21 protein-coding genes and 2 riboswitches are annotated in these 23,303 nt (G+C 70.2%); of the genes, 12 read left to right on the forward strand and 9 right to left on the reverse strand.

The window, feature by feature from the left end; genetic code table 11:
* Positions 1-58 precede the first annotated feature (58 nt).
* Both FCK90_RS09580 and FCK90_RS09585 read left to right on the forward strand, forming a co-directional pair.
* On the forward strand, positions 59-1,099 hold the full coding sequence (locus tag FCK90_RS09580) for an NAD(P)-binding domain-containing protein (RefSeq protein ID WP_158034083.1): 1,041 nt from the start codon (positions 59-61) through the stop codon (positions 1,097-1,099).
* Positions 1,096-1,911, forward strand: a complete 816-nt coding sequence (locus FCK90_RS09585; protein WP_158034084.1) for an enoyl-CoA hydratase — start codon at positions 1,096-1,098, stop codon at positions 1,909-1,911. Before FCK90_RS09580 ends, FCK90_RS09585 begins: the two co-directional genes overlap by 4 nt.
* Positions 1,912-2,032: 121 nt before the next feature.
* Here FCK90_RS09585 and FCK90_RS09590 read toward each other — a convergent pair whose 3' ends face one another.
* On the reverse strand, positions 2,033-3,814 hold the full coding sequence (locus tag FCK90_RS09590) for an AMP-binding protein (protein ID WP_158034085.1): 1,782 nt from the start codon (positions 3,812-3,814) through the stop codon (positions 2,033-2,035).
* Positions 3,815-4,163: 349 nt separating this feature from the next.
* Between FCK90_RS09590 and FCK90_RS09595 the strand changes: the two genes are divergently transcribed.
* Positions 4,164-5,372 (forward strand): acyl-CoA dehydrogenase family protein, encoded by a 1,209-nt coding sequence (locus tag FCK90_RS09595; RefSeq protein ID WP_158034086.1) that lies wholly within the window; start codon positions 4,164-4,166, stop codon positions 5,370-5,372.
* A gap of 103 nt (positions 5,373-5,475) precedes the next feature.
* Positions 5,476-6,243, forward strand: coding sequence for an SDR family NAD(P)-dependent oxidoreductase (locus tag FCK90_RS09600; RefSeq protein WP_158034087.1), 768 nt, complete (start codon positions 5,476-5,478; stop codon positions 6,241-6,243).
* A gap of 57 nt (positions 6,244-6,300) precedes the next feature.
* Here the strand turns inward: FCK90_RS09600 and FCK90_RS09605 are convergent, their stop codons facing one another.
* Both FCK90_RS09605 and FCK90_RS09610 read right to left on the reverse strand, forming a co-directional pair.
* Positions 6,301-6,963, reverse strand: a complete 663-nt coding sequence (locus FCK90_RS09605) for a hypothetical protein (RefSeq protein ID WP_158034088.1) — start codon at positions 6,961-6,963, stop codon at positions 6,301-6,303.
* Between the two features lie 42 nt (positions 6,964-7,005).
* Positions 7,006-8,169 carry a polysaccharide deacetylase family protein gene (locus FCK90_RS09610; RefSeq protein ID WP_158034089.1) on the reverse strand — a complete coding sequence of 388 codons (1,164 nt, stop codon included), beginning with the start codon at positions 8,167-8,169 and terminating at the stop codon, positions 7,006-7,008.
* 233 nt (positions 8,170-8,402) lie between these two features.
* On the opposite strand from FCK90_RS09610, the gene pyrE reads away from it, so the two are divergent.
* The 3 genes from pyrE (at position 8,403) to fbaA (ending at position 10,807) form a co-directional block, all read left to right on the forward strand.
* Positions 8,403-8,984, forward strand: coding sequence for an orotate phosphoribosyltransferase (pyrE, locus tag FCK90_RS09615; protein ID WP_158034090.1), 582 nt, complete (start codon positions 8,403-8,405; stop codon positions 8,982-8,984).
* The gene (locus FCK90_RS09620; RefSeq protein ID WP_158034091.1) at positions 8,977-9,651 is read left to right on the forward strand and encodes a TrmH family RNA methyltransferase; all 675 of its coding nucleotides are present in this window, start codon (positions 8,977-8,979) and stop codon (positions 9,649-9,651) included. Before pyrE ends, FCK90_RS09620 begins: the two co-directional genes overlap by 8 nt.
* A 130-nt stretch (positions 9,652-9,781) precedes the next feature.
* Positions 9,782-10,807 carry a class II fructose-bisphosphate aldolase gene (fbaA, locus tag FCK90_RS09625; protein ID WP_158034092.1) on the forward strand — a complete coding sequence of 342 codons (1,026 nt, stop codon included), beginning with the start codon at positions 9,782-9,784 and terminating at the stop codon, positions 10,805-10,807.
* A 167-nt stretch (positions 10,808-10,974) separates the two neighbouring features.
* Here fbaA and FCK90_RS09630 read toward each other — a convergent pair whose 3' ends face one another.
* From FCK90_RS09630 to FCK90_RS09640, 3 genes are all read right to left on the reverse strand, one after another.
* A complete protein-coding gene (locus FCK90_RS09630; RefSeq protein ID WP_158034093.1) occupies positions 10,975-12,030 on the reverse strand; it encodes an NAD(P)H-dependent flavin oxidoreductase in 1,056 nt (351 codons plus the stop codon).
* A gap of 122 nt (positions 12,031-12,152) precedes the next feature.
* The gene (locus FCK90_RS09635) at positions 12,153-12,725 is read right to left on the reverse strand and encodes a mycothiol transferase (RefSeq protein ID WP_158034094.1); all 573 of its coding nucleotides are present in this window, start codon (positions 12,723-12,725) and stop codon (positions 12,153-12,155) included.
* Positions 12,726-12,734: 9 nt separating this feature from the next.
* The gene (locus FCK90_RS09640; RefSeq protein WP_158034095.1) at positions 12,735-13,310 is read right to left on the reverse strand and encodes a DinB family protein; all 576 of its coding nucleotides are present in this window, start codon (positions 13,308-13,310) and stop codon (positions 12,735-12,737) included.
* Between the two features lie 141 nt (positions 13,311-13,451).
* Here FCK90_RS09640 and FCK90_RS09645 point away from each other — a divergent pair, with 141 nt between their 5' ends.
* Positions 13,452-14,492: a helix-turn-helix transcriptional regulator gene (locus FCK90_RS09645; RefSeq protein WP_158034096.1), complete on the forward strand. Its 1,041-nt coding sequence runs from the start codon at positions 13,452-13,454 to the stop codon at positions 14,490-14,492.
* On the opposite strand, the gene FCK90_RS09650 is transcribed toward FCK90_RS09645, so the two are convergent.
* Positions 14,479-15,177 carry a PepSY domain-containing protein gene (locus FCK90_RS09650; protein ID WP_158034097.1) on the reverse strand — a complete coding sequence of 233 codons (699 nt, stop codon included), beginning with the start codon at positions 15,175-15,177 and terminating at the stop codon, positions 14,479-14,481. The two genes, FCK90_RS09645 and FCK90_RS09650, sit on opposite strands and share 14 nt — an antisense overlap.
* 178 nt (positions 15,178-15,355) lie before the next feature.
* Positions 15,356-15,453: riboswitch (glycine riboswitch) on the forward strand.
* Positions 15,454-15,568: riboswitch (glycine riboswitch) on the forward strand.
* A gap of 44 nt (positions 15,569-15,612) precedes the next feature.
* Between FCK90_RS09650 and gcvP the strand changes: the two genes are divergently transcribed.
* From gcvP to gcvH, 3 genes are all read left to right on the forward strand, one after another.
* A complete protein-coding gene (gene gcvP / locus FCK90_RS09655; protein ID WP_158034098.1) occupies positions 15,613-18,621 on the forward strand; it encodes an aminomethyl-transferring glycine dehydrogenase in 3,009 nt (1,002 codons plus the stop codon).
* The gene (gcvT, locus tag FCK90_RS09660; RefSeq protein ID WP_158034099.1) at positions 18,618-19,775 is read left to right on the forward strand and encodes a glycine cleavage system aminomethyltransferase GcvT; all 1,158 of its coding nucleotides are present in this window, start codon (positions 18,618-18,620) and stop codon (positions 19,773-19,775) included. Before gcvP ends, gcvT begins: the two co-directional genes overlap by 4 nt.
* A gap of 70 nt (positions 19,776-19,845) precedes the next feature.
* Positions 19,846-20,232 (forward strand): glycine cleavage system protein GcvH, encoded by a 387-nt coding sequence (gene gcvH / locus FCK90_RS09665; protein ID WP_425481697.1) that lies wholly within the window; start codon positions 19,846-19,848, stop codon positions 20,230-20,232.
* Between the two features lie 4 nt (positions 20,233-20,236).
* Here the strand turns inward: gcvH and FCK90_RS09670 are convergent, their stop codons facing one another.
* Entirely contained in the window at positions 20,237-20,710 is a 474-nt protein-coding gene (locus FCK90_RS09670) for a GNAT family N-acetyltransferase (protein ID WP_158034100.1), read from the reverse strand.
* Between the two features lie 36 nt (positions 20,711-20,746).
* Positions 20,747-22,276, reverse strand: coding sequence for a MocR-like pyridoxine biosynthesis transcription factor PdxR (pdxR, locus tag FCK90_RS09675; RefSeq protein WP_158034101.1), 1,530 nt, complete (start codon positions 22,274-22,276; stop codon positions 20,747-20,749).
* A 94-nt stretch (positions 22,277-22,370) separates the two neighbouring features.
* Here pdxR and pdxS point away from each other — a divergent pair, with 94 nt between their 5' ends.
* Positions 22,371-23,288: a pyridoxal 5'-phosphate synthase lyase subunit PdxS gene (pdxS, locus tag FCK90_RS09680; RefSeq protein ID WP_158034102.1), complete on the forward strand. Its 918-nt coding sequence runs from the start codon at positions 22,371-22,373 to the stop codon at positions 23,286-23,288.
* Positions 23,289-23,303 lie beyond the last annotated feature (15 nt).

Genomic DNA, 23,303 nt, shown 5'->3' on the forward strand with positions numbered 1-23,303 from the left:
GGAAGCCGGCCCCATGGCCCATGGTGACCCCGGAGACCAGACATCCAGGAGATCAGTCATGACCGGACATATAGCGTTCATCGGCCTGGGCAACATGGGCGGGCCCATGGCGGCGAACCTGGTGGCGGCGGGTCACCGCGTGGTCGGATTCGACCTCGTCCCGGCAGCCCTCGAGGCGGCTTCCGCACGAGGGGTCGAGGTCGCCGGGACCGGTGCGGCCGCCGCAGCGGGCGCCGATGTCGTGATCACCATGCTGCCCAGCGGCCGGCATCTTCTGGAAGCGTACGAAGGCGCGTCCGCGGCTGCCGAGGTCCCGCCGGCTCCAGGGGGAGGCGAGCCGGTCTCCGCGCCCGCCGCATCGGGTCTCCTGGCCGCCGCGCAGGCGGGAACGCTCTTCCTCGACTGCTCGACGATCTCCGTCCAGGACGCCCGAGCCGCTGCGGACCTGGCCCGGACCGCCGGTCACCGGCCGGTCGACGCGCCCGTCTCCGGCGGGGTGGTGGGCGCCGAAGCGGGGACGTTGACCTTCATGGTGGGGGCCGAGGACGCCGAGGCCCGCGCGGTGTGGCCGCTGCTCGAGGTCATGGGGAAGAACCTGGTCCACTGCGGCGGCTCCGGAGCCGGACAGGCCGCGAAGGTCTGCAACAACATGATCCTGGGCGCCTCCATGATCGCAGTCTCGGAGGCCTTCGTGCTGGGGGAGCGGCTGGGCCTGACCCACCAGGCCCTGTTCGATGTCGCCGCGCATTCCTCGGGGCAGTGCTGGGCGCTGACCACGAACTGCCCGGTGCCCGGCCCCGTCCCCGCCTCACCGGCCAACCGCGACTACGAGCCCGGGTTCATGGGCGCGCTCATGGCCAAGGACCTCGGCCTGGCCATGGACGCGATCGCCAGCACGGGTACCGGTGCCCGCATCGGGCCGCTGGCAGCGCAGATCTACCGCGCCTTCGCGGAGGAAGGCGGCGCGCACACCGACTTCTCCGCGATCATTAACACCATCCGCGAGGCATCGGATGCCCCGGCCACCAGCCGATCCGGTGGTGCGGCCGGCAATGCAGGTCACGACCCAGCCCCCGACAGTTCGGAGAACCCGGCATGAACACGCAAGACCCGGCGGACGGGACGAACCAGTCCGCGCAGCGATACCAGAACATCCGGGTGGAGACCCGGGAGCGGGTGGGTCTGATCACCCTGGACCGGCCCAAGGCCCTGAACGCGCTGAATGCGCAGACCATGCGTGAAACCGTGGCCGCGGTACAGGCCTTCGACGCGGACCGGGGCATCGGGACCATCCTGCTGACCGGCTCCGAGAGGGCTTTCGCGGCGGGGGCCGACATCAAGGAGATGGCGTCCCAGGACTACGCGGACGTCTACCTCGCCGACTGGTTCGCGGACTGGGACGGTTTCACCCGGGTGCGCAAACCCATCGTGGCGGCGGTCTCCGGCTATGCCCTGGGCGGCGGATGCGAGCTGGCGATGATGTGCGACGTCCTGATCGCCGCGGACACGGCGCAGTTCGGGCAGCCCGAGATAGATCTCGGCGTCCTGCCCGGCATGGGTGGCTCGCAACGCCTGACCCGCGCCGTGGGCAAGGCCAAGGCGATGGACATGATCCTCACGGGACGCCGCATGGACGCCGCGGAGGCCGAGCGTTCGGGCCTGGTCTCCCGGGTGGTCCCCGCCGACGAGCTGCTCGACCGAGCCCTCGAGGTGGCCGCGACCATCTCGACGCGATCGCTGCCTGCCGCGCTGGCCGCCAAGGAGGCCGTGAACGCGGCATTCGAGACCACCTTGGCCCAGGGCGTGCTGTTCGAGCGCCGGGCTTTCCACGCCGCTTTCGCCACGGAGGACCAGAAGGAGGGCATGGCGGCGTTCGCGCAGAAGCGCCAGGCGGAGTTCAAGCACCGCTGACCGCAGTATCAATTGCTGGACGAGTCGCCATTTCGCTCGCCAGACTTCGTCGAGTGGTCGATCACCTCGCCCATGAGCTCGGATGGGCGATCAAACTGACGGTTCGCCGGAGAGGGCGGCTTCAGTCCCGGGAACCGCCGAGCAGGTCGGAGTCGGTGAATTCCTGCCCGGTGGTCGCCGCACCGGCGTCGTCGTGGATCTCGGTCTCCCGATCGCGCAGCTCCACCCGGCGGAGCTTGCCGGACACGGTCTTGGGAAGCTCGTAGAACTCGATGCGGCGGATGCGCTTGTACGGGGCCAGTCCCTCGCGGCAGTGCTGCAGGATGCTGCGCGCCGTCTCCGCGGTGGGCTCCCAGCCGGAGGCCAGCGCGATATACGCCTTGGGCACGGAGAGGCGGATGGGATCCGGTGAGGGGACGACGGCGGCCTCGGCCACCGCATCGTGCTCGATGACCACCGACTCCAGCTCGAACGGCGAGAGACGGTAGTCGGAGGCCTTGAAGACGTCGTCGGCGCGGCCCACGTAGGTGAAGACCCCGTCCTCGGTACGGCTCACCACGTCCCCGGTGTGATAGATGCCGCCGCGGAACGCCTCGGCCGTCTTGGGCTCGTCCCCCCAGTACCCGGGGGTCAGGCCTACCGGCCGCGGGTCCAGGCGCAGGCACAGTTCGCCTTCGGTCGTGGATTCGGCGCCGGTTCCCTGATCGATGAGCACGACGTCGTAGCCGGGCAGCGCACGCCCCATCGACCCCGGCACCACGGGCCGCCCCGGGGTGTTGGCCACCTGCAAGGTGGATTCGGTCTGGCCGTAGCCGTCGCGGATCCGCGTTCCCCAGGCCCGCTCGACCTTGGCGATGACCTCGGGATTCAGCGGCTCGCCGGCGGCCACCACTTTGGCGGGAGGGTTCTCGAGCTGGGTCAGGTCCGCCTGGATCAGCATGCGCCACACGGTGGGCGGGGCGCAGAAGCTCGTGACCCCCTCGGCGTCCATCTGCGCCATGAGCGCCTTGGCGTCGAAGCGGCCGTAGTTGTACAGGAACACGGTGGCCTCCGCGATGAACGGGGCGAAGAAGTTCGACCAGGCGTGTTTGGCCCATCCCGGGGAGGCGACGTTGAGGTGGACGTCCCCGGGCTCCAGGCCGATCCAGTACATCGTGGACAGGTGCCCCACGGGGTAGGAGGTATGCGTGTGCTCCACGAGCTTCGCCCGGGAGGTGGTGCCGGAGGTGAAGTAGAGCAGCAGGGTCTCGTCGGCGGCGGTGGGCTCTTCCAGACTGAACGTCTCGGGTGCTCCGTAGGAGTCGGACCAGGCGAACCGGGGGTGCTCGTACTCGCCGTCGTGCCCGGGCAGGCGCTCGCCGGTGGCCTCCCCGATGCTGACGACGGCGAAGTCCCCGGCCACGGCGTTGAACTTGGGGGCCTGCGCCGCTGTGGTGATCACCCAGGAGGCGCGGCCGCGGTCGATGCGGTCCGCGAGGTCCCTGGGCCCCAGCATGATCGTGGTGGGGATGATGCGCGCCGCCAGCTTGGTGCAGGCCAGCATGGCCTCCCACAGCTCCACCTGGTTGCCGAGCATGAGCACCACATGGTCGCCGCGTCCGACGCCGATGCCGTCGAGCCAGGCCGCGAGCTGGGAGGAGCGCCGGGACAGGTCCCGGTAGGTGCGGCGCGTGGCGGAGCCGTCCTGTTCCACGAGGACCAGGGCCTCCTGGTCGCCGCGGGGTCCGGCCGCGATCTGGTCGAACCAGTCGTAGGCGAAGTTGAAGTGCTCGAAACGCGGCCATTCGAACTCCCGGTGGGCGGCGTCCAGATCGGTGCGCAGGGCCAGGAGCTGGTCGCGGGCGGCGCGGAAGCGTTGCGTGACGGAAGCGCCAGCTGCTGGGGTGTTCGAACCGGCGGTCATGGCGTCTCTTGTCCGTTCGTCGGGGTCAGGGATCGGGGCTGTCGGATACGGGAGGTGGTGGCGGAGCTGCGGGGCCACCGTCCGCGCGAGCGTGATCAGGGTCACGGAAAGGCTATGGGGGTGTCCCGCCGGTTGACAAGGGCGCCACGACGCCCTGGGGGCGCTGCGCCCCTTGCATCGCTGCGCCCTGGCATCGCTGTACCCGGAGGCGCGAGGGCGCGTTGCGCCGCCCGAAGCGCCTGGATAGCGTAGATGTGAGTCGGATCACCATATCGAGACGAGATCACTGCCTGGCCTCGCCGGGAGCGACCCTCACGGGAGGCACGGCAGCGACGGAAAGCGGGTCCACATGCCCCCGTTCGCCCGCGGGGAGTCCCCCGCCGTGGAACACCAGGTCGGCATCAGCCACTCCGAGATCGACCTCTTCCACTACGAGCACCTGCTCAGCGCCGGAGAGCGGCACGGCCTGCACGCCATCCGCGAGATGCTGCACCGTGAGGTCCGGCCGGTGGCCGCCGGGTTCTGGGAGCGCGAGGAGTTCCCCGCCCATCTGCTGCCCGTGCTGGCCGAGGCCGGCCTGGGCAACCTCGTCCTGTCGGGGCACAGCCCCCTGTTCATCGGCATGGTCTACGCGGAGGTCACGCGCGCCGACGTCTCCCTGGGCACCCTGGTGGGCATCCACAACGAGCTGATCCTCGGGATGATCGACGAACTGGGCTCCGCGGAGCAGAAAGCCCGGTGGCTGGACCGGCTCAAGGTCTTCGACGCCGTCGGGTGCTTCGCGCTCACCGAGCCGGAGCACGGATCCGACATCGCCGGCGGCCTGGAGACCAGGGCCGAACGCGACGGCGACGAGTGGGTGATCACCGGCCGGAAGCGCTGGATCGGTGCCGGCACCTTCGCGGACTTCGCCATCGTCTGGGCCCGTGACGCGGCGGATGGCCAGGCCAAGGCCTTCATCGTGGAGACCGATCGGCCGGGCTGGTCCGCCACCAAGATCGAGCGCAAGATGGGCCTGCGCATCATGCAGAACGCCGACATCGACCTCCACCGGGTGCGCATTCCCGCGGGGAACCTGCTGCCCGGTGGCGTGGGGTTCGCGGCCGCCAACGTCAAGCTCCGGGATTCCCGTGCCTGGGTCGGATGGCAGGGCGTGGGCGCCCAGATGGCCGCTTACGAGATCGCCCGCGACTACGCCGTCCGGCGGCATCAGTTCGACCGGCCCCTGGCCAAGTTCCAGCTCGTCCAGCAGGATCTGGCCAGGATCATGGGCGGTCTGTCGGCATCCACGGCGCTCATGGTGCGCCTGGCCGGGCTCCAGGACGAGGGCGGCTTCGAGATGGTCCACGCAGCACTGGCCAAGGCGACGACGACCGCCAGCGCCCGTGAGTCCGCTGCCCTGGCCCGCAACATCCTGGGCGGCAACGGGATCCTGCTCGATCACGGGATCGCCAAGGTCCTCAACGACGTCGAGGTGCTCTACACCTACGAGGGCACCTACGAGATCAATTCTCTGATCGTGGGCCGCGCCCTCACCGGTCAGTCCGCGTTCGTCTGAACGCCGCGTCCGCTGCCCGTCCCGCCGGCTCCGCGCGGGACCGGACCACCGCCCAGAGCCTGCCGAAACCCGCCGAAACCGACCGAGACCTCAGAGGAATCCCATGGAACTGCAGAACTCGAGCGCGATCGTCACCGGTGCGGCCTCCGGGCTGGGTGCGGAGACCGCGGCGTCATTGGCCGGCCGGGGCGTGAAGGTGGTCGGCATCGACCTCGACGCCGGCATCCGGAAGGCGCAGCAGGGCGGGACGGTACCGGACGGCGTCCGGCTGCTCGCCGCCAACGTCACCGACGCCGAAGCGGTCGACGCCGCCCTCCAGGCGGCTCGCGACCTGGCTCCGCTGCGCACCGTGGTCAACTGCGCCGGCATCGGCCCGTCAGCCCGGATCCTGGGCAAGACGGGCCCCCACGACCTGGGGCTCTTCCGCAAGGTCATCGAGATCAACCTGATCGGCACCTTCACCGTCATGACCCGAGCGGCAGCGGTCATGGCCGGCAACGACCCGCTCGACGACGGGGTGCGCGGCGTCGTCGTCAACACGGCCTCCGTGGCCGCTTTCGAGGGTCAGGTGGGCCAGGCGGCGTACGCGGCGTCCAAGGGCGGGGTGCACTCGATGACCATCGCCGCGGCACGAGATCTGGCCCGGGCGGGGATCCGGGTCTGCACGATCGCGCCGGGGATCGTGCAGACCCCCATGATGGACGGCATCACCCAGGAGTTCCGCGAGGCGCTCGAGGCCAACGTGCCGTTCCCCAGGCGCCTGGGCCTGCCCGGTGAGTACGCCGGACTGGTGCAGGCGATCCTGGCCAACGACTACCTCAACGGGGAGACCATCCGCCTGGACGGCGCTCTTCGTATGCCCCCTCGCTGACCTCCGCGGCGAGGTGCGGCCGTGCCGTCGGCCAGGCTGGGAACGCCGTGTCCGCGGTCAGTCCGACCCGTCGAACAGTCCGCCGTCGAGCAGCCAGTGATAGCGCAGGCGCAGGGCGCGCTCCGTGCTCGCGACGAGGGTGGCCACCAGCAGCGCGATGTTGAACCAGGCGGGGAGCCGGATCGGGGACGTGAAGGTGCCGACGTGCTCGGCGACGGGCGGGATGCGGGTGACCTGCTCCGCGATCTGCGGCACGCCGAGGACCAGGGCCACGAGGAGCACGATGATGGAGACGGCCCCCATCCCGCGGCTCAGGGCCGGGTGGCGGCGTTCCAGGCGGGCGCGCCGGCCTTCGGCGGAGGCGGGGTCGGGAACGAGCTGCCGTTCGGTGCCGTCGTCCGCCACGTAGTGGCAGCGCTTGAGCCCGTAGCCGCTGGCGACCACCTCGATGGTCCCGCCGGGGATCCGGAATCCGGCGGGGAGCTTGGACTCGGCGTGATGCCTGCCGTCGCGGTAGAGCTGCGCCTTGACCTCCCCGTTCGAATCCCCCCAGAGCTGGACGTCCACCGACCAGACCTGCCGGTGCCCGGCGTCGTCGTCGAGGCGGAGATGGAACAGGGCGCGCGAGAAGGGCTGCCACCAGCGGAACCGCTTGAGCGAATGGCCGTCCCCGGGCTTGACCCTCCGTGCGGCGCGTCGCCGTTTCCAGTCCGAGAACATCTCAGCCACTGTACCGACGCCCGGGGCAGAATATGAGGCCCGTCAGGATCCGGCGATCGTGGCCGGGCGGGCGGGATCCACGACCGAATGCGGGTCGAAGAACTCGAAGAGGGTCTGGTTCTGTCCCTGGACGGCGGCCTTGAGGCTGATCCCGTCCACGTTGATCCGGGCCTGCCGGAGGTAGGCGGGACCGTACTGGTTCCATGCCGTGGTGCTGGCATCCACGTTGTAGTACGAGTGGAATCCCTGAGCCTTCAGGAAGTCGAACTTGGCATTGCCGTAGGGCTCCAGGCCGGCGATGTCCGCCCCGAAGGGATAGATCAGCAGATCGGTGGGGCCGACGATCGGCTCGACCTCCGCCTTCCACTTGCGCATGTCCTCCTGGATCACCTCGAGGGGCATCTGGGTGCAGTTGATGTGACCCCAGGTGTGGCAGGCGAACTCCCAGCCCTTGTCCTTCATCGCGCTGGCGACGTCGGTCGCGGTCTTCTGGTCCTGCTCCAGGTCCTCGTTGTCGTCCTTGTAGCCCAGCTCCGACGTCCGGTAGCCCAGCACGCCGTTGTACCCGGTCATCGCGATCAGGCCCTTGGCCCCGGTGGGGGAGAACTCCGGATGCTCCGACACGAACTCCTCCAGGATCGGGACGTAGTCGTAGTTGCCCTGTTTGGTCTTGCCGGAGGCGTCCTCGTAGTTGGTGGTCAGGGCGCCGTCGTCGGTGACGGCGACGTCCGTGGCGAAGCCGTCGCCCTCCATGTACTCGTAGTAGGACAGATCGTCGAAGGAGAGCACCACAGGCCTCTTGCCCACGGGGACCTCCAGGGGTTTGGAGGAGACCGCGCCGTCGGGGGCGACGTCGTACATCTCGTGCGGGCTCACGAGCACGAAATCGCGGTCGAAGAGCTGCTGAATGATCTTCTCGAATTCACTGACGGTCGCCATGTAATCGAGATAGCCGGCGGATTCCGGGTCCCCGTCGAAAGCGCGCGCGGTATCGACGACGAGTGAATGGAAGAACAGATGGGGGACCGTGGTGTTGTCCGGCCAGACTTCCATTTCGGGAGGCTGGACGGGGGTGGGAGTCGGAGAGGGGCTGGCGGAGGTTTCCGACGGCTGTCCGGCGTCGTCCGGGTTCCGGCATGCGCTCAAGAGCACGGTGCCCAGCGATGCGGTGGTGACGGCCAGAGCGGTGCGGCGAGAGATGCGCATAGGTGGGGGAGTCCTCTGTGTTCTCGGTTCGCCCCGGGATTCTCGGTGGGGCGGCAATTCCTGCTCGTGTGCGAAAGGCCTCGTTGCCCGGCGCAGCCGGAATTGCATGCGCTATTTTGACAAATCCCCGGATATGAAGCCATCAAATGACGTGCTCCGAGAGAACCGTTGAGGGGGCTGTCCCGTCGTCCCGGGGGCCTCGCCCGCCCCGTGGCCGACTTAGGATGGTGACCATGAGCATCGAGCTGAACACCCCGGACCTGTCCGCCGCCCGCGAGCGACTGCGCGAGCTGATCGTGGACCTGGCCGTCGTGCGGGGCAAGGTGACGCTGGCCTCCGGGATCGAAGCCGATTATTACGTCGATCTGCGGCGGGTGAGCCTTCATCATGAGGCATCGCGGCTGATCGGCCAGGTGATGCTCGGGATGCTCGACGACGCCGGCATCGAGTTCGAGGCAGCCGGCGGGCTGACCATGGGCGCCGATCCCGTCGGGCACGCGATCATGCGCACAGCCGGGGACCAGGGCCGGGCCATCGACACCTTCGTGGTGCGCAAGGCGCAGAAGTCCTACGGGATGGGCCGCCAGGTGGAGGGGCCGAGCGTCGAGGGGCGCAACGTCGTGGTGGTCGAGGACACCTCCACGACGGGCGGCTCCGCCCTGACCGCCGTGGAGGCGCTCCAGAGGGCGGGGGCCAACGTGGTGGCCGTGGCGATCATCGTGGACCGGGCCACCGGGGCCAAGGAGCGCATCGAGGAGAACGCGGGCGTGCCTTGCCTCTACGCCTACGGCAAGGGCGAACTCGGCCTTGACTGACCCCGTGGGGGAGGACCTCCCGCGCCCGGTCGTCGGAAAAGGGCCCTGGGAAGGCCCCTGGCCCGACGGCGACCACTGGGACCCCGAGCTGCTGCGCGACGGCGACCGGCGCAATGTCGAGGACGAGTTCCGATACTGGCGCCTGGAGGCGATCGTGGCGGAGCTCGCCACGCGCCGCCATGGGTTCCACGTGGCCATCGAGAACTGGGAGCACGACTTCAACATCGGCTCGGTAGTCCGCACGGCCAACGCGTTCAACGCGGGTGGCGTGCACGTGATCGGCCGTCGTCGCTGGAACAGGCGCGGCGCCATGGTGACCGACCGTTATCTCGAGGTCCATCACCATCCTTCCGTGGCCGAGTTCGTCGCCTGGGCGCGCGGGGAGGGGCTGACCGTGCTGGCCGTCGACAACGTCGACGGCTCCGTGCCCATCGAGACCTTCGACCTGCCCGAACGCTGCGCCCTCGTGTTCGGGCAGGAGGGCCCGGGGCTCTCCTCCGAGGTCATCGAGAGGGCGGACTCCGTGCTGGAGATCAGCCAGTTCGGCTCCACTCGCTCCATCAACGCCGGTGCTGCTGCGGCGATCACCATGCACGCGTGGGTGCGCCGCCATGTGTTCGGCCAGATCGCGCGGAGCGCGGCCCCGGGGGCCGAGACCAGGGCTTGAGAAGAGGAGCGTGGCACCTCTTGGCATCTTCTCTGCCTTTGACTGTGCCTCCCGACTAGACTGGCCGAAGTGCTGCGCCGCACATGGGGCGGGCAGCAGCCCTGAGGCACTCGACGAAGAAGGAGCCAGCATGCCCATCGCAACCCCTGAGGTCTACAACGAGATGCTCGACCGGGCCAAGGAGAAGGGCTTCGCCTACCCGGCGATCAACGTCACTTCCTCCCAGACCCTCAACGCCGCCATCCGTGGTTTCGCAGAGGCCGGCTCTGACGGCATCATCCAGGCCTCGACCGGTGGCGCCGCCTACTGGTCCGGCTCCTCCGTGAAGGACATGGTCCGCGGCTCGCTGGCCATGGCCGCCTTCGCTCGCGAGGTCGCCAAGAACTACGACGTCAACATCGCCCTGCACACCGACCACTGCCCCCAGGACAAGCTCGAGGGCTTCGTGCTGCCCCTGCTGGCCGAGTCGGAGGCCGCCGTGGCCCGTGGCGAGGATCCCATCTTCCAGTCCCACATGTGGGACGGCTCCGCCATCGATCTGGACGAGAACCTCAAGATCGGCGCCGAGCTGATCGAGCGGACCGGCAAGGCGCACATCGTCCTCGAGGTCGAGATCGGCGCCGTGGGCGGCGAGGAGGACGGTGTGGTCGGCGAGATCAACGACACCCTCTACACCACCACCGATGACGCCATCAAGACCGTCGAGGCGCTCGGCCTGGGCGAGAAGGGCCGCTACATCACGGCTCTGACCTTCGGCAACGTCCACGGCGTCTACAAGCCGGGCAACGTCCGCCTGCGCCCTGAGCTGCTCAAGCAGATCCAGGACGAGGTCGGCGCCAAGTACGGCAAGGACCGCCCCTTCGACCTGGTCTTCCACGGCGGCTCCGGCTCGACCGAGCAGGAGATCGCCGACGCCGTCTCCTTCGGCGTGATCAAGATGAACGTGGACACCGACACCCAGTACGCCTTCACCCGCCCGGTGGTCGACCACATGTTCACCAACTACGACGGTGTGCTCAAGGTCGACGGCGACGTCGGCAACAAGAAGACCTACGATCCCCGCGTCTGGGGCGCCGCCGCGGAGGCGGGCATGTCCGCTCGCGTGGTCGAGGCATGCCGCAATCTCGGCTCCGCGGGCACCTCGGTGTCCGCCTGATCCGATCTCCGCTTCGTTCCGCGACGACGGCGGGCCGTCTCCTCCGGGAGGCGGCCCGCCGTCGTCGTACTGTCGCCTCTTCTGGCCGAGTAGTGAGTTGAGCCGCCCATCAGCGCTGATGGGCGGCTCAACTCACCACTGACGGCCGGTTGCAGGTGGAACCGTCATTACAGATCCTCTGTGAGGCGGCGCAGGACGACGGCGGCCGGTTCGTCGGTGGCATCGCGGAAGCCCTCACCGGCCCAGAGATTGACGGCCTCCGGGTCGCCGGCAGCCGTGGCCGCTTTCCGGATCGGGCCGGTCAGGTGATGCAGGGCGGGGAAGCCCAGCGGGGCGAGGTCCGTGAAGCGGTCGGTGAAGGCGTTCCGGAGGGCGCGCGCGGGGCGACCGGAGAAGGCGCGGGTCACGGTGGTTCCCGTACGCCCCGGATCGGCCAGGGCGTCCTTGTGCACTGGTGAGGCACCGCTCTCGGGGCAGCGCAGCAGCACGGTCCCGACGACGACGGCCGCGGCGCCGGCGTCGAGCACCTCGCGGACCTGGTCGGGCCGGCTGATGCCCCCGGCCGCCAGGATCGGCAGATCCACCGCCTCCGCGACCTGGCGTACCAGCTCCGGCAGGGAGAGGTCCGGGGCGGGCCGCTCGGGGGTGAGGGTGGCGTAATGCCCGCCGGCACAGCCCGCCTGAACCGCCAGCGCGTCGATGCCGAGCGTCCGGGCCTCGTGGGCCTCGTTCGTGTTCGTGACCGTCTGCACCGTGACCGTGCCGGCCGCCTGAAGGCGGGCGATATCCTCCGCGGAGGGAAGCCCGAAGGTGAAGCTCACGACCGGGACGGGGTCCTGGACCAGCAGATCGACCTTCTCCGCCCAGGCGTCGTCATCCTCCTGCGGCTCCGCGGCCAGCTCGACGTCGAACCGGCGGGCCAGGTCCTCCAGCGACCGGGCGTAGGCGCGGAAGTCCCCGGTCTGGATCGGTACGGGATGGGGGACGAACAGGTTCACCCCGAATCGCTCCGTTTCCGCCCTCACCTCGGCGATCTGGCCGGCCAGCTGCTGCGGCGTCTTGTACCCGGCGGCCAGGAAGCCCAGTCCTCCGGCGCGGGCCGCGGCGATCACCAGCTCGGGCGTGCTGGGGCCGCCGGCCATAGGGGCCGCCATCACCGGGGCCCTGATACCCAGGGCCTCCAGGAGATCCGGCTGATGCGTTGCTGAGGGGTACTGGGTCATGGGTGCTCCTCGGGACGAAGGGTCACCCACAAAAATACGGGAGCTGGGGGCGAAGACGGTCCTCACGGGGCCTGCATGACGACGGGGCCGGTCCGTTCCGACGGACCGGCCCCGCCGTGTGCTCAGTCCCAGCCCTCGGGCGGCCAGGGCTCGCCGTCGGCCAGGGCGTTGAGCTCGTAGGCGCCCTTGCCGTCGATGGCCTCCCGCAGGATGTCCGCGTGGCCGGCGTGCCGGGCGTATTCCTCCACGGCGTGGATCGCGACCCAGCGGCCGGGCCAGGTCCCCAGATCCTGGGGGAACCACGGGGCATCCGGTATGGGCACGCGCTGATCCATATCGGCCTGGGCCAGCGTGGTCTCCACCCAGGCGGCCATGTCCTCGAGCTCGGCGATCAGCGAGTCCGCGGTGTCCCCGTCCAGGACCGCCTCGTCGGACGGCTGGCCGGCCGCATGGTTCCCGGAGTCCCTGGTGGCCGTGGCCCGGGAGGCGTCGAACGCCGTGAAGATCCCTTCGTTGCCCACGTAGAGGCAGTGCCGGGCCAGGCCGGCGAGGCTCATGACGCTGGCCGTGGGTTTCATGCGGATCTGCTCGTCGCTGAGGCCCTGGAGGGCGCAGGCGATCTGCCGGATCTGGTTCGCGGCGAACCCGGCGAGCGCATCGTTCTCGGTGGTGACCTGACGGGTGAGGAACGACATGACGACTCCTTAGCGGGTGTGGGCGTAGAGGTCGCGCAGCAGGGCGATCTCGGCGAGATGGTGGATCAGCTCGCGGTTGATGTGCAGGAGGAGGTCGAGCATCGGAAGCTCTCCCCAAGGGCCCTCGTCGGGTCCGCAGGGCTGGGCGAGGCGGGCATCGTCGAACTTCCGGATGCCGTCGAACCAGCGGGCGACCTCGGCGTCCAGCTGCTCCAGGGCGCCCTCGGCCGTGGGGGAGTAGTCCCAGCTCTGGTAGGAGGCCTCGGGGCCGCCCAGGTGCGCGTGGCTGCGGACGGCCAGCACCCCGACGATCACGTGGGCGAGGCGCCAGCCGATGGTGGTGAACGGTGCCGGGTCGGGTTCGGGGAACGCGAAGTCGACCACGGTGTCCCTCGCGCCCGCCTGCATCTCCGTGCGGCGTTCATCCGCGGGGTGGACGGTCCAGGCCGACCGGTCCGCGGAGGGGTCGTAGAGATACTCGGCGTCGGTCAGGCCCTCCAGACGGGGCCTGATCTGCTCTTTCCAGTGGTACTCGAACTGATAGATCACCGAGGTGAGGACGTCGAGCTGGGATGCCTGTGTCATGATCTGCCGCTTTCGTCGTGGATCGCCATGGACCGCCATACCGCCATGGACCGTCGTGAATCCGGATCCGGATGGCTCTTGAGAGCAGGTTCCTCCCCTGAGCGGTCACTTTCTGTCCTGAAAAAACTCCATGATGGACACATGAGCGATACCACCCGCCGCGCCCTCCGGCTGCTGGCCCTCCTGCAGGCCCGGACGGTCTGGACCGGCCCCGAGCTCGCCGAGCAGCTGGGCGTCACGGTCAGGTCCGTGCGCCGCGACATCGACCGCCTGCGCGAACTCGGCTATCCGGTCATGTCCGGTCGCGGGCACGGCGGCGGCTACCGGCTGGGAGCGGGCAGGAAACTGCCGCCGCTGCTGCTGGAGCCCGACGAGGCGGTGGCGGTCGGCGTGGGGCTGCGGCTGGCGTCGTCCTCGGGGATCACCGGGCTGGACGAGGTGGCCGCCCGCTCTCTCGAGCGGCTCGAGCATCTGGCGCACGAAACCCTGCGGCGGCGCATCGGTACCATCGCCAAGGCCATCGAGGTGGTCGGAGGTGGCGGCCCGGGCGTCGACGCGGACGTCCTGGTGACCCTGTCCCACGGCGTCCACGAGGGGGTGCAGGTGCGCATGGACTACGTGGCCCGCGATGGACGGGCCACCCAGCGCCGCATCGAGCCGTACAGGGTGCTCGCCCTGGGCAAAAGGTGGTACCTCTTCGCCTGGGACCTCGACCGCGAGGACTGGCGCACGTTCCGGCTGGACCGGATCCACGCCGCGAGGACCTCCACCTTCGGCTTCACGCCCCGGCCCACCCCGGACATCCAGGAGCATCTGCGCCGGTCGGTGACCACGGACCCCTATCAGCACGCGATCAGGGTGCGGTTCGAGGCGCCCCGGGCCGAGGTCGAGCGGCTCTTCCCGCCGACCGTCGGCGTGCTGGCGGAGGACGGCCCGGGGGCGTGCGTGCTGACCACCGGCGCGGACGACATCCAGTGGATGGCCGCGCACCTCGCGGTGATCCCGATCGGGACGGAGGTCCTGGAGCCGCCCGAACTTGTGGCCGCCATGCGTGACATGAGCGAACGCCTGGCGGCCACGGTGCGCAGGAGCGGGGGTGCCGGGGACGACGGCGACCCGGTCGCGACCCCGGCCCCGGAAGGTCCTCCGGACTCCCCGAAGGACGAGGTCAGGAGGTCCTGACGATCTCCCCGTTCGCGGCGTCGACGTAGACGGTGAACCCGGAGTTGTCGGTGCCCACGTAGAGCTCTACGTCGTAGACCACCGTGCCCCGGTCGGTGTTCAGCTCGGCGTCGTCGATGTTGCCGGGATGGGCGTCCGTGGCCCTGGTGAGAGCGTCGCCCAAGGTGATCTCGGCGGCATCGAGCTCCTGCTGGTCGTCGGAGTCTACGGACTCGGAATTGTCCTGCTCCCGGACGGTGCCGCCATCGGCGCCCAGCTTGACCTCGGTCTCCTGCCCGTCCTGGACCACGGTGACGTCCCATCCGCCGTCGTCGAAGTCGATGCTCACGGCCTGGCCGCCGACTTCGCCCTCAGCGGTGTCGATGGCGTTCAGGGCGGCGTCCAAGGCGCCGCCCTGGGTGGCCTCACCGGCGGGCGAGGTCGCCGACCCCGAGGTGCTCGAATCGGTCGGGGAGGCGCTGGTCGTGCTCGTCGGTGATTCGGATGCGGTGCTGGTCGCCGAGCCCGTGGCCCCCGTGGCGGTCGGCGAGGCCTCCTCCGTGACGGTGACCGTCGGGGCCGGCGTGGCGGTGTCGGCACCTTCGGCGTCGTCGTCGGCCCCGGGTTGGGAGCCGCAACCCGTCAGAGCCAGGGCAAGGGCGGCGGATGCCAGGGCTGATGAGAAAGCAGCACGCTTGAGTCGCACGGTAGACCTCCAGTCAGTGGATAGGTCCTCATAAGGGTACTTCACTCCGGTGTGATCCAGGTCTCTCCACCTGGGCGTTTACCCGATGTCTCTCATGCTCATCTCATCCGGCACCGGCCCTTCCTTGGTCCGGTCAGACGGGTCACGGTAGGCTCTGGGGGCATACACGAACATGCCGACGAGCGCCCCGGGAGAGACCCCCGGATGCTGCGTGGGGCGCCGTAGGAGCAAACCCCTCCCCGGGAAACTCTCAGGCACCTGCACCGGGACGCTCGGCACCTCTGGAAAGAACGGACCGCCCGGCCGGCGCGGCAGCCGTCACCGACGGGGCAAACGAGCCGCTGATCAGCGGCTCGTGGAATCTCTCAGGTCCCATGACAGAGCGGGGAGGGACCGGTAGGGCGCCACCGCGCCCCAGGAACTGAGGAGTCCCGCATGAGTTCGTCCGCACCCCAGGCGACCCCGTCATCCCAGGCACCCCGCGTCTCCGGCGCCGGGCCCCAGGCCTTCGCGGACCGGCACATCGGTCCCCGCGGCGCCGAGTTCGACCGCCTTCTGAACGAGGTGGGCGTCGCCTCCCTCGAAGAGCTCGCGGACCGCGCGATCCCTGCCGCCATCCGCCAGGAGGGAGAGCTGGACCTGCCTCCGGCGCTCGACGAGGCCGAGGTCCTGGCCGAGCTGCGCAGGATCGCCGGCCGGAACGATCCCGGCACGCCGATGATCGGCCAGGGCTTCTACGGCACCGTCACGCCCGCTGCCATCTCGCGCAACCTGCTGGAGAGCCCGGCCTGGTACACGGCCTACACGCCCTATCAGCCGGAGATCTCGCAGGGCCGCTTGGAGCTGCTGCTGACCTTCCAGACCATGGTCCAGGACCTCACGGGCCTGCCGATCGCCAACGCGTCCCTGCTGGACGAGGCCTCCGCCGTCGCCGAGGCCGCCCTGCTCATGTCCCGGGCGAACCGCAAGGCCAAGAACGGCGTGATCCTGGTGGACCAGGACCTCTTCCCGCAATCGCTCGCGGTGCTGCCCGGGCGCGCCCGGGCGGTCGGCATGGACCTGCGCATCCTGGACCTGACCGGCGGCCTGCCGGAGATCCAGGAGCCCATCGCCGGCGTGATCGTGCAGCAGTCCGGCTCCTCGGGGCGCCTCCACGACTGGGCGCCGCTCGTCTCCGAAGCCCACGAGCGCAACGCCATGGTCACCGTGGTGGCAGACCTCCTGGCGCTCACGCTGGTGGCCGCCCCGGGGGACCTGGGTGCGGACATCGCCGTGGGCACCTCCCAGCGATTCGGCGTGCCCCTCTTCGCGGGGGGCCCGCACGCTGCTTTCATCGCGGTGTCGGAGGGGTTGCAGCGCTCCATGCCCGGTCGTCTGGTGGGCGTCAGCCACGACGACGCCGGCCGGCCCGCCTACCGCCTCGCCCTTCAGACCCGTGAGCAGCACATCCGCCGCGAGAAGGCCACCTCCAATATCTGCACCGCCCAGGCGCTCCTGGCGGAGGCCGCTGCATGTTATGCCGCGTACCACGGCCCGGAGGGCCTGACGGCGATCGCCGAGCGCGTCCACGGTTACGCCCGCGCTCTCGCGGAGGCGCTGAGCGCGGGGAACGTCGAGCTGGTCTCCGAGCAGATCTTCGACACCGTCGTGGCCAGGGTCCCGGGACGTGCCGACGAGATCCTCGCGGCGGCGGCGGAGAGGGGCATCGACCTGCGGCGGGTGGACGACGACCACGTGGGGATCTCCACCGACGAGCGCACGACGGCGGCGGAGGTGGCCGCCGTCGTCGAATCCTTCGGGCTGGAGGCCCACGACATCGTGCCGGTCGCCGTCCGGTTGCCGGAGCCCCTCCGGCGGGCCTCCGGATTCCTGACGCACGAGAACTTCCACGCCTACCGGTCCGAGACCCGGATGATGCGGTGGCTGCGCAGGCTGGCGGACCGGGACCTGGCGCTGGACCGCACCATGATCCCGTTGGGCTCGTGCACCATGAAGCTCAACTCCGCCGTCGAGATGGCCGCGATCACCTGGCCCGAGTTCGCCGACGTGCACCCGTACTCTCCGCTCGAGCGCATGCGGGGCTGGCAGCACCTTGTGACCGACTTGGAGGACAGGCTCGCCGAGATCACCGGCTACGCCAAGGTCTCCGTGCAGCCCAACGCGGGCTCCCAGGGGGAGCTGGCCGGGCTGCTGGCCATCCGCCGCTGGCACATATCCCGCGGGGACGACCAGCGGGACATGTGCCTGATCCCGGCCTCCGCGCACGGCACCAACGCGGCGTCGGCGGTCCTGGCCGGCCTCCGGGTGCGGGTGGTCAAGACGGCCGAGGACGGCACCATCGACAGCGAGGACCTCGATCGGGCGATCGCCGAGAACGAGGGCCGGGTCGCGGCGATCATGATCACCTACCCCTCGACCCACGGCGTGTTCGAGGCCGAGGTCCGGGACGTGTGCGAGACCGTGCATGCCGCCGGCGGCCAGGTGTACGTCGACGGCGCGAACCTCAACGCGATGGTCGGGCTGGCCCGGCCGGGCCGATTCGGCGGCGACGTCTCCCACCTGAACCTGCACAAGACCTTCTGCATCCCCCACGGTGGCGGCGGCCCGGGTGTGGGGCCGGTGGCCGTGGCCGAGCACCTGGTCCCCTTCCTGCCCGGCGACCCCCTGGAGGGGGACCCGGGACGTCCCTCGGCGAGCACGGGGGACGGCGGCGGCGCCGTCCTGTCCGACGCCGCCGCGGCGGGACAGGGCCTGCCCGTCTCCAGCACCCGCTGGGGCTCCGCCGGCGTGCTGCCGATCTCCTGGGCCTACCTGGCCCTCATGGGCGGAGAGGGGCTCACCGCGGCCTCCTCCGTCGCCCTGCTCAACGCCAACTACCTGGCCAAGCGCCTCGGGGAGCACTTCCCGGTGCTCTACAGCGGGGAGAACGGCCTGGTGGCCCACGAGTGCATCCTGGATCTGCGCAAGCTGACGGCGCGCTCCGGGATCACGGTGACCGACGTCTCCAAGCGCCTGATCGATTACGGCTTCCACGCCCCCACGGAGTCTTTCCCAGTCAGCGGCACGCTCATGGTCGAGCCCACCGAGTCCGAGGACCTGGACGAGCTGGACCGTTTCGTCCATGCCATGATCTCGATCCGCGCCGAGATCGAGGACGTCGCGGCCGGGCGGGTCGAGGCCGAGCGCTCGGTGCTCCGGCGCGCTCCGCACACGGCGGCCGTGCTGGCCGCGGACACGTGGGACCGCCCCTACACGCGCGAACTGGCGGCCTTCCCGCTGCCGAGCCTGCGCGTCGACAAGTACTTCCCGCCGGTCGGGCGCATCGACGGCGCCCACGGCGACCGCAACTTCGTGTGCTCCTGCCCGCCGCCCGAGGCTTTCGCCGAAGCGGGCGGCGACGCGGAGGCCACCACCGCCACCACCGAGGAGGACCCCACGCGATGAGCCCGCAGAACTCCAGACCCACCCCCCTGACGGACGTGCACGAACGCCTGGGAGCCTCCTTCACGGATTTCGGAGGATGGTGGATGCCGCTGAGATACGGGTCCGACGTCGCCGAGCACCGGGCCGTCCGCGAGGCCGCCGGGATCTTCGACCTCTCCCACATGGGCGAGGTCTCCGTGACCGGCCCCGAGGCCGGCGCCTTCCTGGACTACGCCCTGGTCGGCCGGCTCTCGGCCATCGAGGTCGGCAAGGCCAAGTACTCCCTGCTGTGCAATGAGTCCGGCGGGGTGATCGACGACCTCATCACCTACCGGCGTGCCGAGGACGACTTCCTGGTGGTGCCCAACGCCGCCAACACCCCGGCCGCACTCGCCGCGCTCAGGGAGCGCACGACGACGGCCACGGGCCGGGTCTTCGATGTCACCATCGCCGACCGTACGGCGGCTACCGCGCTGATCGCGGTTCAGGGCCCCGGAGCGGAGGCGATCCTGCTCGACGTCGTGGACCCGGAGAGCGCCGAGGCGGTGAGCCGGCTGCGGTACTACGCGATCACCGACGTCGTCGTCCGGGCCGGCGGCGGGGAGCTCCCGGTCCAGCTGGCCCGGACCGGCTACACCGGGGAGGACGGCTTCGAGCTCTTCGTGGACGTGGACTCCGATCCGCATGCCGCCGAACGGCTCTGGGAGGTCCTCGAGGAGGCCGGGAGCGCCCACGGCCTGGTGCCGTGCGGACTGGCCGCGCGCGATTCCCTGCGGCTGGAGGCCGGCATGCCCCTGCACGGCCACGAGCTGTCCGAGCAGATCGACCCCTTCAGCGCCGGTCTGGGCGGCGTGGTCGCCCTGAAGACCAAGGAGTCCTTCGTCGGGCGCGAGGCGCTCGCGGCCATCAAGGAGAACGGACCTGCGCGCCGTCTGGTCGGCCTGGCCAGTGACACCAAACGGGCCGCCCGCCCCGGCTACACGGTGCTGCACGATGGCACGCCCGTCGGAGAGGTGACCTCCGGCGCCCCCAGCCCCACGCTGGGCCATGCCGTCGCCCTGGCCTTCGTGGCCCCGGAGCACGCGGAGGCCGGAACGGAGCTCGACGTCGACCTCCGCGGCAGGCCCAGCCCGTTCCGCGTGGTGCAGCTGCCCTTCTACCAGCGGGAACGCTGACCGTCGGCCCTTCCCGGCATCCGTCCGTGAGCCCGTCCCCCGTATGTCAGGAATCGAGAGGAACCCCGCCATGAGCGCCATCGACAAGGTCAACCAGGACTACCGCTACTCCGCCGAGCACGAATGGGTGGACTCGGCCTCCCCGGCCCGCATCGGGCTGTCGCAGATCGCCGTGGACGCCCTGGGCGACGTCGTGTACGTGGACCTGCCGGAGGCCGGCACCACCGTCACCGCGGGGGAGGTCTGCGGCGAGGTCGAGTCCACCAAGTCCGTCTCCGAGATCTACTCGCCCGTGACCGGCACCGTCGTCGAGGTCAACGACGCGGTGGCCGACGACCCCGCCCTGCTCAACTCCGACCCGTACGGCCAGGCCTGGCTGCTGGCCGTGGACGTGGAGTCCGAAGGCGACCTGCTCTCGCCCGAGGAGTACGCCGCGGCGCAGGAGGAGGCCGAGTAGCGGCTCACCAGGTCATGGCGTAGAAGCGCTCGTGGTCGTCGGAGTCCAGGAACCCCATGCCCGCGGCCAGCATGACCTTCTGGGAGGCCACGTTGTCCACGTGCGCGCTGCCCCGGATCTGCGAGGCGCCCCGGGACCTCGCCATGGCCAGCAGGGCCTTCACCGCTTCCGTCGCATACCCGTGGCCCCGCGCCGTCTCGACGAGCCCGTAGCCGACGGTGCTCACGCCGTCGGCGTCCAGGGGCCGGTTGAAACCGGCGTATCCGATCGGTTCACCGGTACTGCGCAGCCTGACCTCGTAGGAGCCGAAAGGGTACGGATTGCCGGTTCGCGCGCAGAGGGCCAGGAAATCCCCGGCGGCCTCGATGTCGGCGGCGGAGGGGTATCGCGGGCTGCGGTTGCCCACCCTCATGATGGCTCGTGCATGCACCTCGGTGAGAGGACGCAGGATGAGCCGTTCGGTCACCAGGTCTTTCACGTTCTGGGTTCTCTCCTGATCTCGGACTTCTCCCGTCTATTCCGCAGAATATGCGGGAGAACTGTCAAATAGCGGTTCATCGGTGCATGCCCCGACCAATCGAGGCAGGAGGTCGACCAGGTCGTCGTCTCCGGCTTGCGCGAACCCCACCACGATGCCCTGGCCGCGCGGGGCGGGGCCTTGATCCGCGCCCCACGACCAGTACTTGGACTGCCGGCCCACGAGCAGCCCGGCTGCAGCGCAGCGCTCGATGACGGTCTCCTCCGGCAGCTCGGTGAGGATCACGGCGTCGACCCCTCCGTGCATGGGCGCGAGCCGGGCCAGCCGCACGCCGTCGAAGGCATCCTGCACGGCCTCCCGGCGCCGTCGGTAGGCCGTGCGCATCCGCTGCGTGTGCCGCCTGAGGTACCCGGAGGAGAGCAGGTGCGCGAGCGCGTACTGGGTGACGGCTGCCACCGGGACCCCCAGGGTGTCGCGCAACCCGGTCACGGGGGTGCGCAGGTGCCCGGGCAGCACCACGTAGCCCGTGGCCAGCGACGGCGTGAGCACGGTGGAGAACGTGCCCAGGAGCGCGACCTGCTCACCGGTGGCGTCCAGGGCGGAGAGCGTGGGCAGGGGCGCCCCGACGTAGCGCAGCTCGGAGTCGAAATCGTCCTCGACGAGCAGCACGTCCCAGCGCTGGGCCCATTCGAGGAGCTCCAGCCGGCGCTGCAGGGTCAGCGAGCCGCCCAGGGGGTATTGATGGCTGGGGGACACGATCAGCACGTCCGGGGCGTCCCGGCCCTCCGGCAACAGGTCCACTCGGAGGCCGTCCTGGTCCACCGTGCAGGGGACCACTGCATGTCCATGGGCGGGGGGCACGTCCCGGAGGCCGGGATGCCCGGGTGCCTCCAGCCCCACCCGCAGCTGCGTGCGCCCGTTGCGCCTGGCCGTGGCGGCCAGCAGGAGGGTGAGACCCTCCCGCGCCCCCGCGGTGACGAGCAGGGACGACGGCGCCACCGGCAGCGCTCGCATCAGCCGGAGATGCTCGCCGATCGCCTCCCTGAGGGGTGGAAGACCCAGTGGATCGGGAGGGGGCGACGGCGGCTGGGAGGCGGCGTGACGCCACGCGGAACGCCACGCAGCCCCGGCCAGCCTGCTCGAGTCCGGCTGGCCGGGACGCAGGTCGACGAGCTGTCCGTGCGCGCTCGGGGGGGCCGCTTGCGATCGCTGGTCCGGTGGGAGTCCGCCCAATTGGTCTCCCGGCGGGCCGGTATCCGGCCGCTCCCGCTCGGTCCGGGCGGGATCCGGGTGGATCCGTTCCAGCCCGGGATGGACTGTGGTGGGCCGTCCCTGCGCGGCGTGCAGGTAGCCCTCGCCCAGGAGCTGGTCGTAGGCGGAGACGACCGTCCCCCGGGACACCCCCAGGCGCGTGGCCAGGAACCGGGTGGACGGCACGGTGTCGCCCGGCGCGAGCGTTCCGCCCGCTATCTGCTCGCGGATACCCGCCGCCACCTGGACCGGAAGGGGCCTGGGGTCCTCCCGGTCCAGGACCACGGTGAGGTCGGTGGCTGCTCGCTGGGTCATGGGGCCATTGTGCTCCGTCGTCGTCAACTGGTCTACTCGATGAGCAGTGGAATGGATCTAGGAATGGACCAGTATTTCTCAGAACATGGCACTCATGACTCAAACTGCACTGGATTCCACCCCTGCCACCGGCTCACCGCTGCTCAAGCGCGGTCTGGCTGAAATGCTCAAGGGCGGGGTGATCATGGACGTCGTCACCGCGGAGCAGGCGCGCATCGCAGAGGACGCCGGGGCCGTGGCCGTGATGGCGCTCGAGCGGGTGCCCGCCGATATCCGCGCCCAGGGCGGGGTGGCCCGCATGTCCGACCCGGACCTCATCGACCAGATCGTCGAGTCGGTCTCCATCCCGGTCATGGCCAAGGCCCGTATCGGGCACTTCGTGGAGGCCCAGGTCCTGCAGGAGCTCGGCGTGGACTACATCGACGAGTCCGAGGTGCTCAGCCCCGCGGACTACGTCAACCACATCGACAAGCACTCCTTCACCGTCCCGTTCGTGTGCGGGGCCACCAACCTGGGGGAGGCCCTGCGCAGGCTGGCCGAGGGCGCGGCGATGATCCGGTCCAAGGGCGAGGCCGGCACCGGGGACGTCTCCGAGGCCACCAAGCACATCCGCACGATCCGCAAGCAGATCGCCGACCTGCAGGCCACCTTCCGGGCGAACCCCGACGAGCTGTTCGTGGCGGCCAAGGAGCTGCAGGCCCCGTACGACATCGTGCGAGAGGTGGCGGAGACCGGGAAACTGCCCGTCGTGCTCTTCACCGCCGGCGGGGTGGCCACTCCGGCCGATGCCGCGATGATGATGCAGCTGGGCGCCGACGGCGTGTTCGTGGGTTCCGGGATCTTCAAGTCCGGTGACCCGGCACGGCGTGCCGAGGCCATCGTGGCGGCTACCGCCCAGTACGACGACCCCGCCGCGATCGCCCAGGCCTCCCGCGGGCTCGGCGAGGCCATGGTGGGCATCAACGTGGGCGATCTGCCCGCCCCGCACCGCCTGGCGGAACGCGGCTGGTAAGCCCCCGGCCCGGTA

The organism is Kocuria coralli, assembly GCF_008831305.1.
Classification (GTDB): Bacteria; Actinomycetota; Actinomycetes; order Actinomycetales; family Micrococcaceae; genus Kocuria; species Kocuria coralli.

Coding starts and splice junctions, on each gene's coding strand:
- FCK90_RS09640 (WP_158034095.1), bottom strand. CDS start 13,310: ATGACACAGGCATCCCAGCTCGACGTCCTCACCTCGGTGATCTATCAG.
- FCK90_RS09590 (WP_158034085.1), bottom strand. CDS start 3,814: ATGACCGCCGGTTCGAACACCCCAGCAGCTGGCGCTTCCGTCACGCAA.
- fbaA (WP_158034092.1), top strand. CDS start 9,782: ATGCCCATCGCAACCCCTGAGGTCTACAACGAGATGCTCGACCGGGCC.
- FCK90_RS09580 (WP_158034083.1), top strand. CDS start 59: ATGACCGGACATATAGCGTTCATCGGCCTGGGCAACATGGGCGGGCCC.
- gcvP (WP_158034098.1), top strand. CDS start 15,613: ATGAGTTCGTCCGCACCCCAGGCGACCCCGTCATCCCAGGCACCCCGC.
- pdxR (WP_158034101.1), bottom strand. CDS start 22,276: ATGACCCAGCGAGCAGCCACCGACCTCACCGTGGTCCTGGACCGGGAG.
- FCK90_RS09635 (WP_158034094.1), bottom strand. CDS start 12,725: ATGTCGTTCCTCACCCGTCAGGTCACCACCGAGAACGATGCGCTCGCC.
- FCK90_RS09605 (WP_158034088.1), bottom strand. CDS start 6,963: ATGTTCTCGGACTGGAAACGGCGACGCGCCGCACGGAGGGTCAAGCCC.
- FCK90_RS09645 (WP_158034096.1), top strand. CDS start 13,452: ATGAGCGATACCACCCGCCGCGCCCTCCGGCTGCTGGCCCTCCTGCAG.
- FCK90_RS09610 (WP_158034089.1), bottom strand. CDS start 8,169: ATGCGCATCTCTCGCCGCACCGCTCTGGCCGTCACCACCGCATCGCTG.
- FCK90_RS09595 (WP_158034086.1), top strand. CDS start 4,164: ATGCCCCCGTTCGCCCGCGGGGAGTCCCCCGCCGTGGAACACCAGGTC.
- FCK90_RS09600 (WP_158034087.1), top strand. CDS start 5,476: ATGGAACTGCAGAACTCGAGCGCGATCGTCACCGGTGCGGCCTCCGGG.
- pyrE (WP_158034090.1), top strand. CDS start 8,403: ATGAGCATCGAGCTGAACACCCCGGACCTGTCCGCCGCCCGCGAGCGA.
- pdxS (WP_158034102.1), top strand. CDS start 22,371: ATGACTCAAACTGCACTGGATTCCACCCCTGCCACCGGCTCACCGCTG.
- FCK90_RS09585 (WP_158034084.1), top strand. CDS start 1,096: ATGAACACGCAAGACCCGGCGGACGGGACGAACCAGTCCGCGCAGCGA.
- gcvH (WP_425481697.1), top strand. CDS start 19,846: ATGAGCGCCATCGACAAGGTCAACCAGGACTACCGCTACTCCGCCGAG.
- FCK90_RS09630 (WP_158034093.1), bottom strand. CDS start 12,030: ATGACCCAGTACCCCTCAGCAACGCATCAGCCGGATCTCCTGGAGGCC.
- gcvT (WP_158034099.1), top strand. CDS start 18,618: ATGAGCCCGCAGAACTCCAGACCCACCCCCCTGACGGACGTGCACGAA.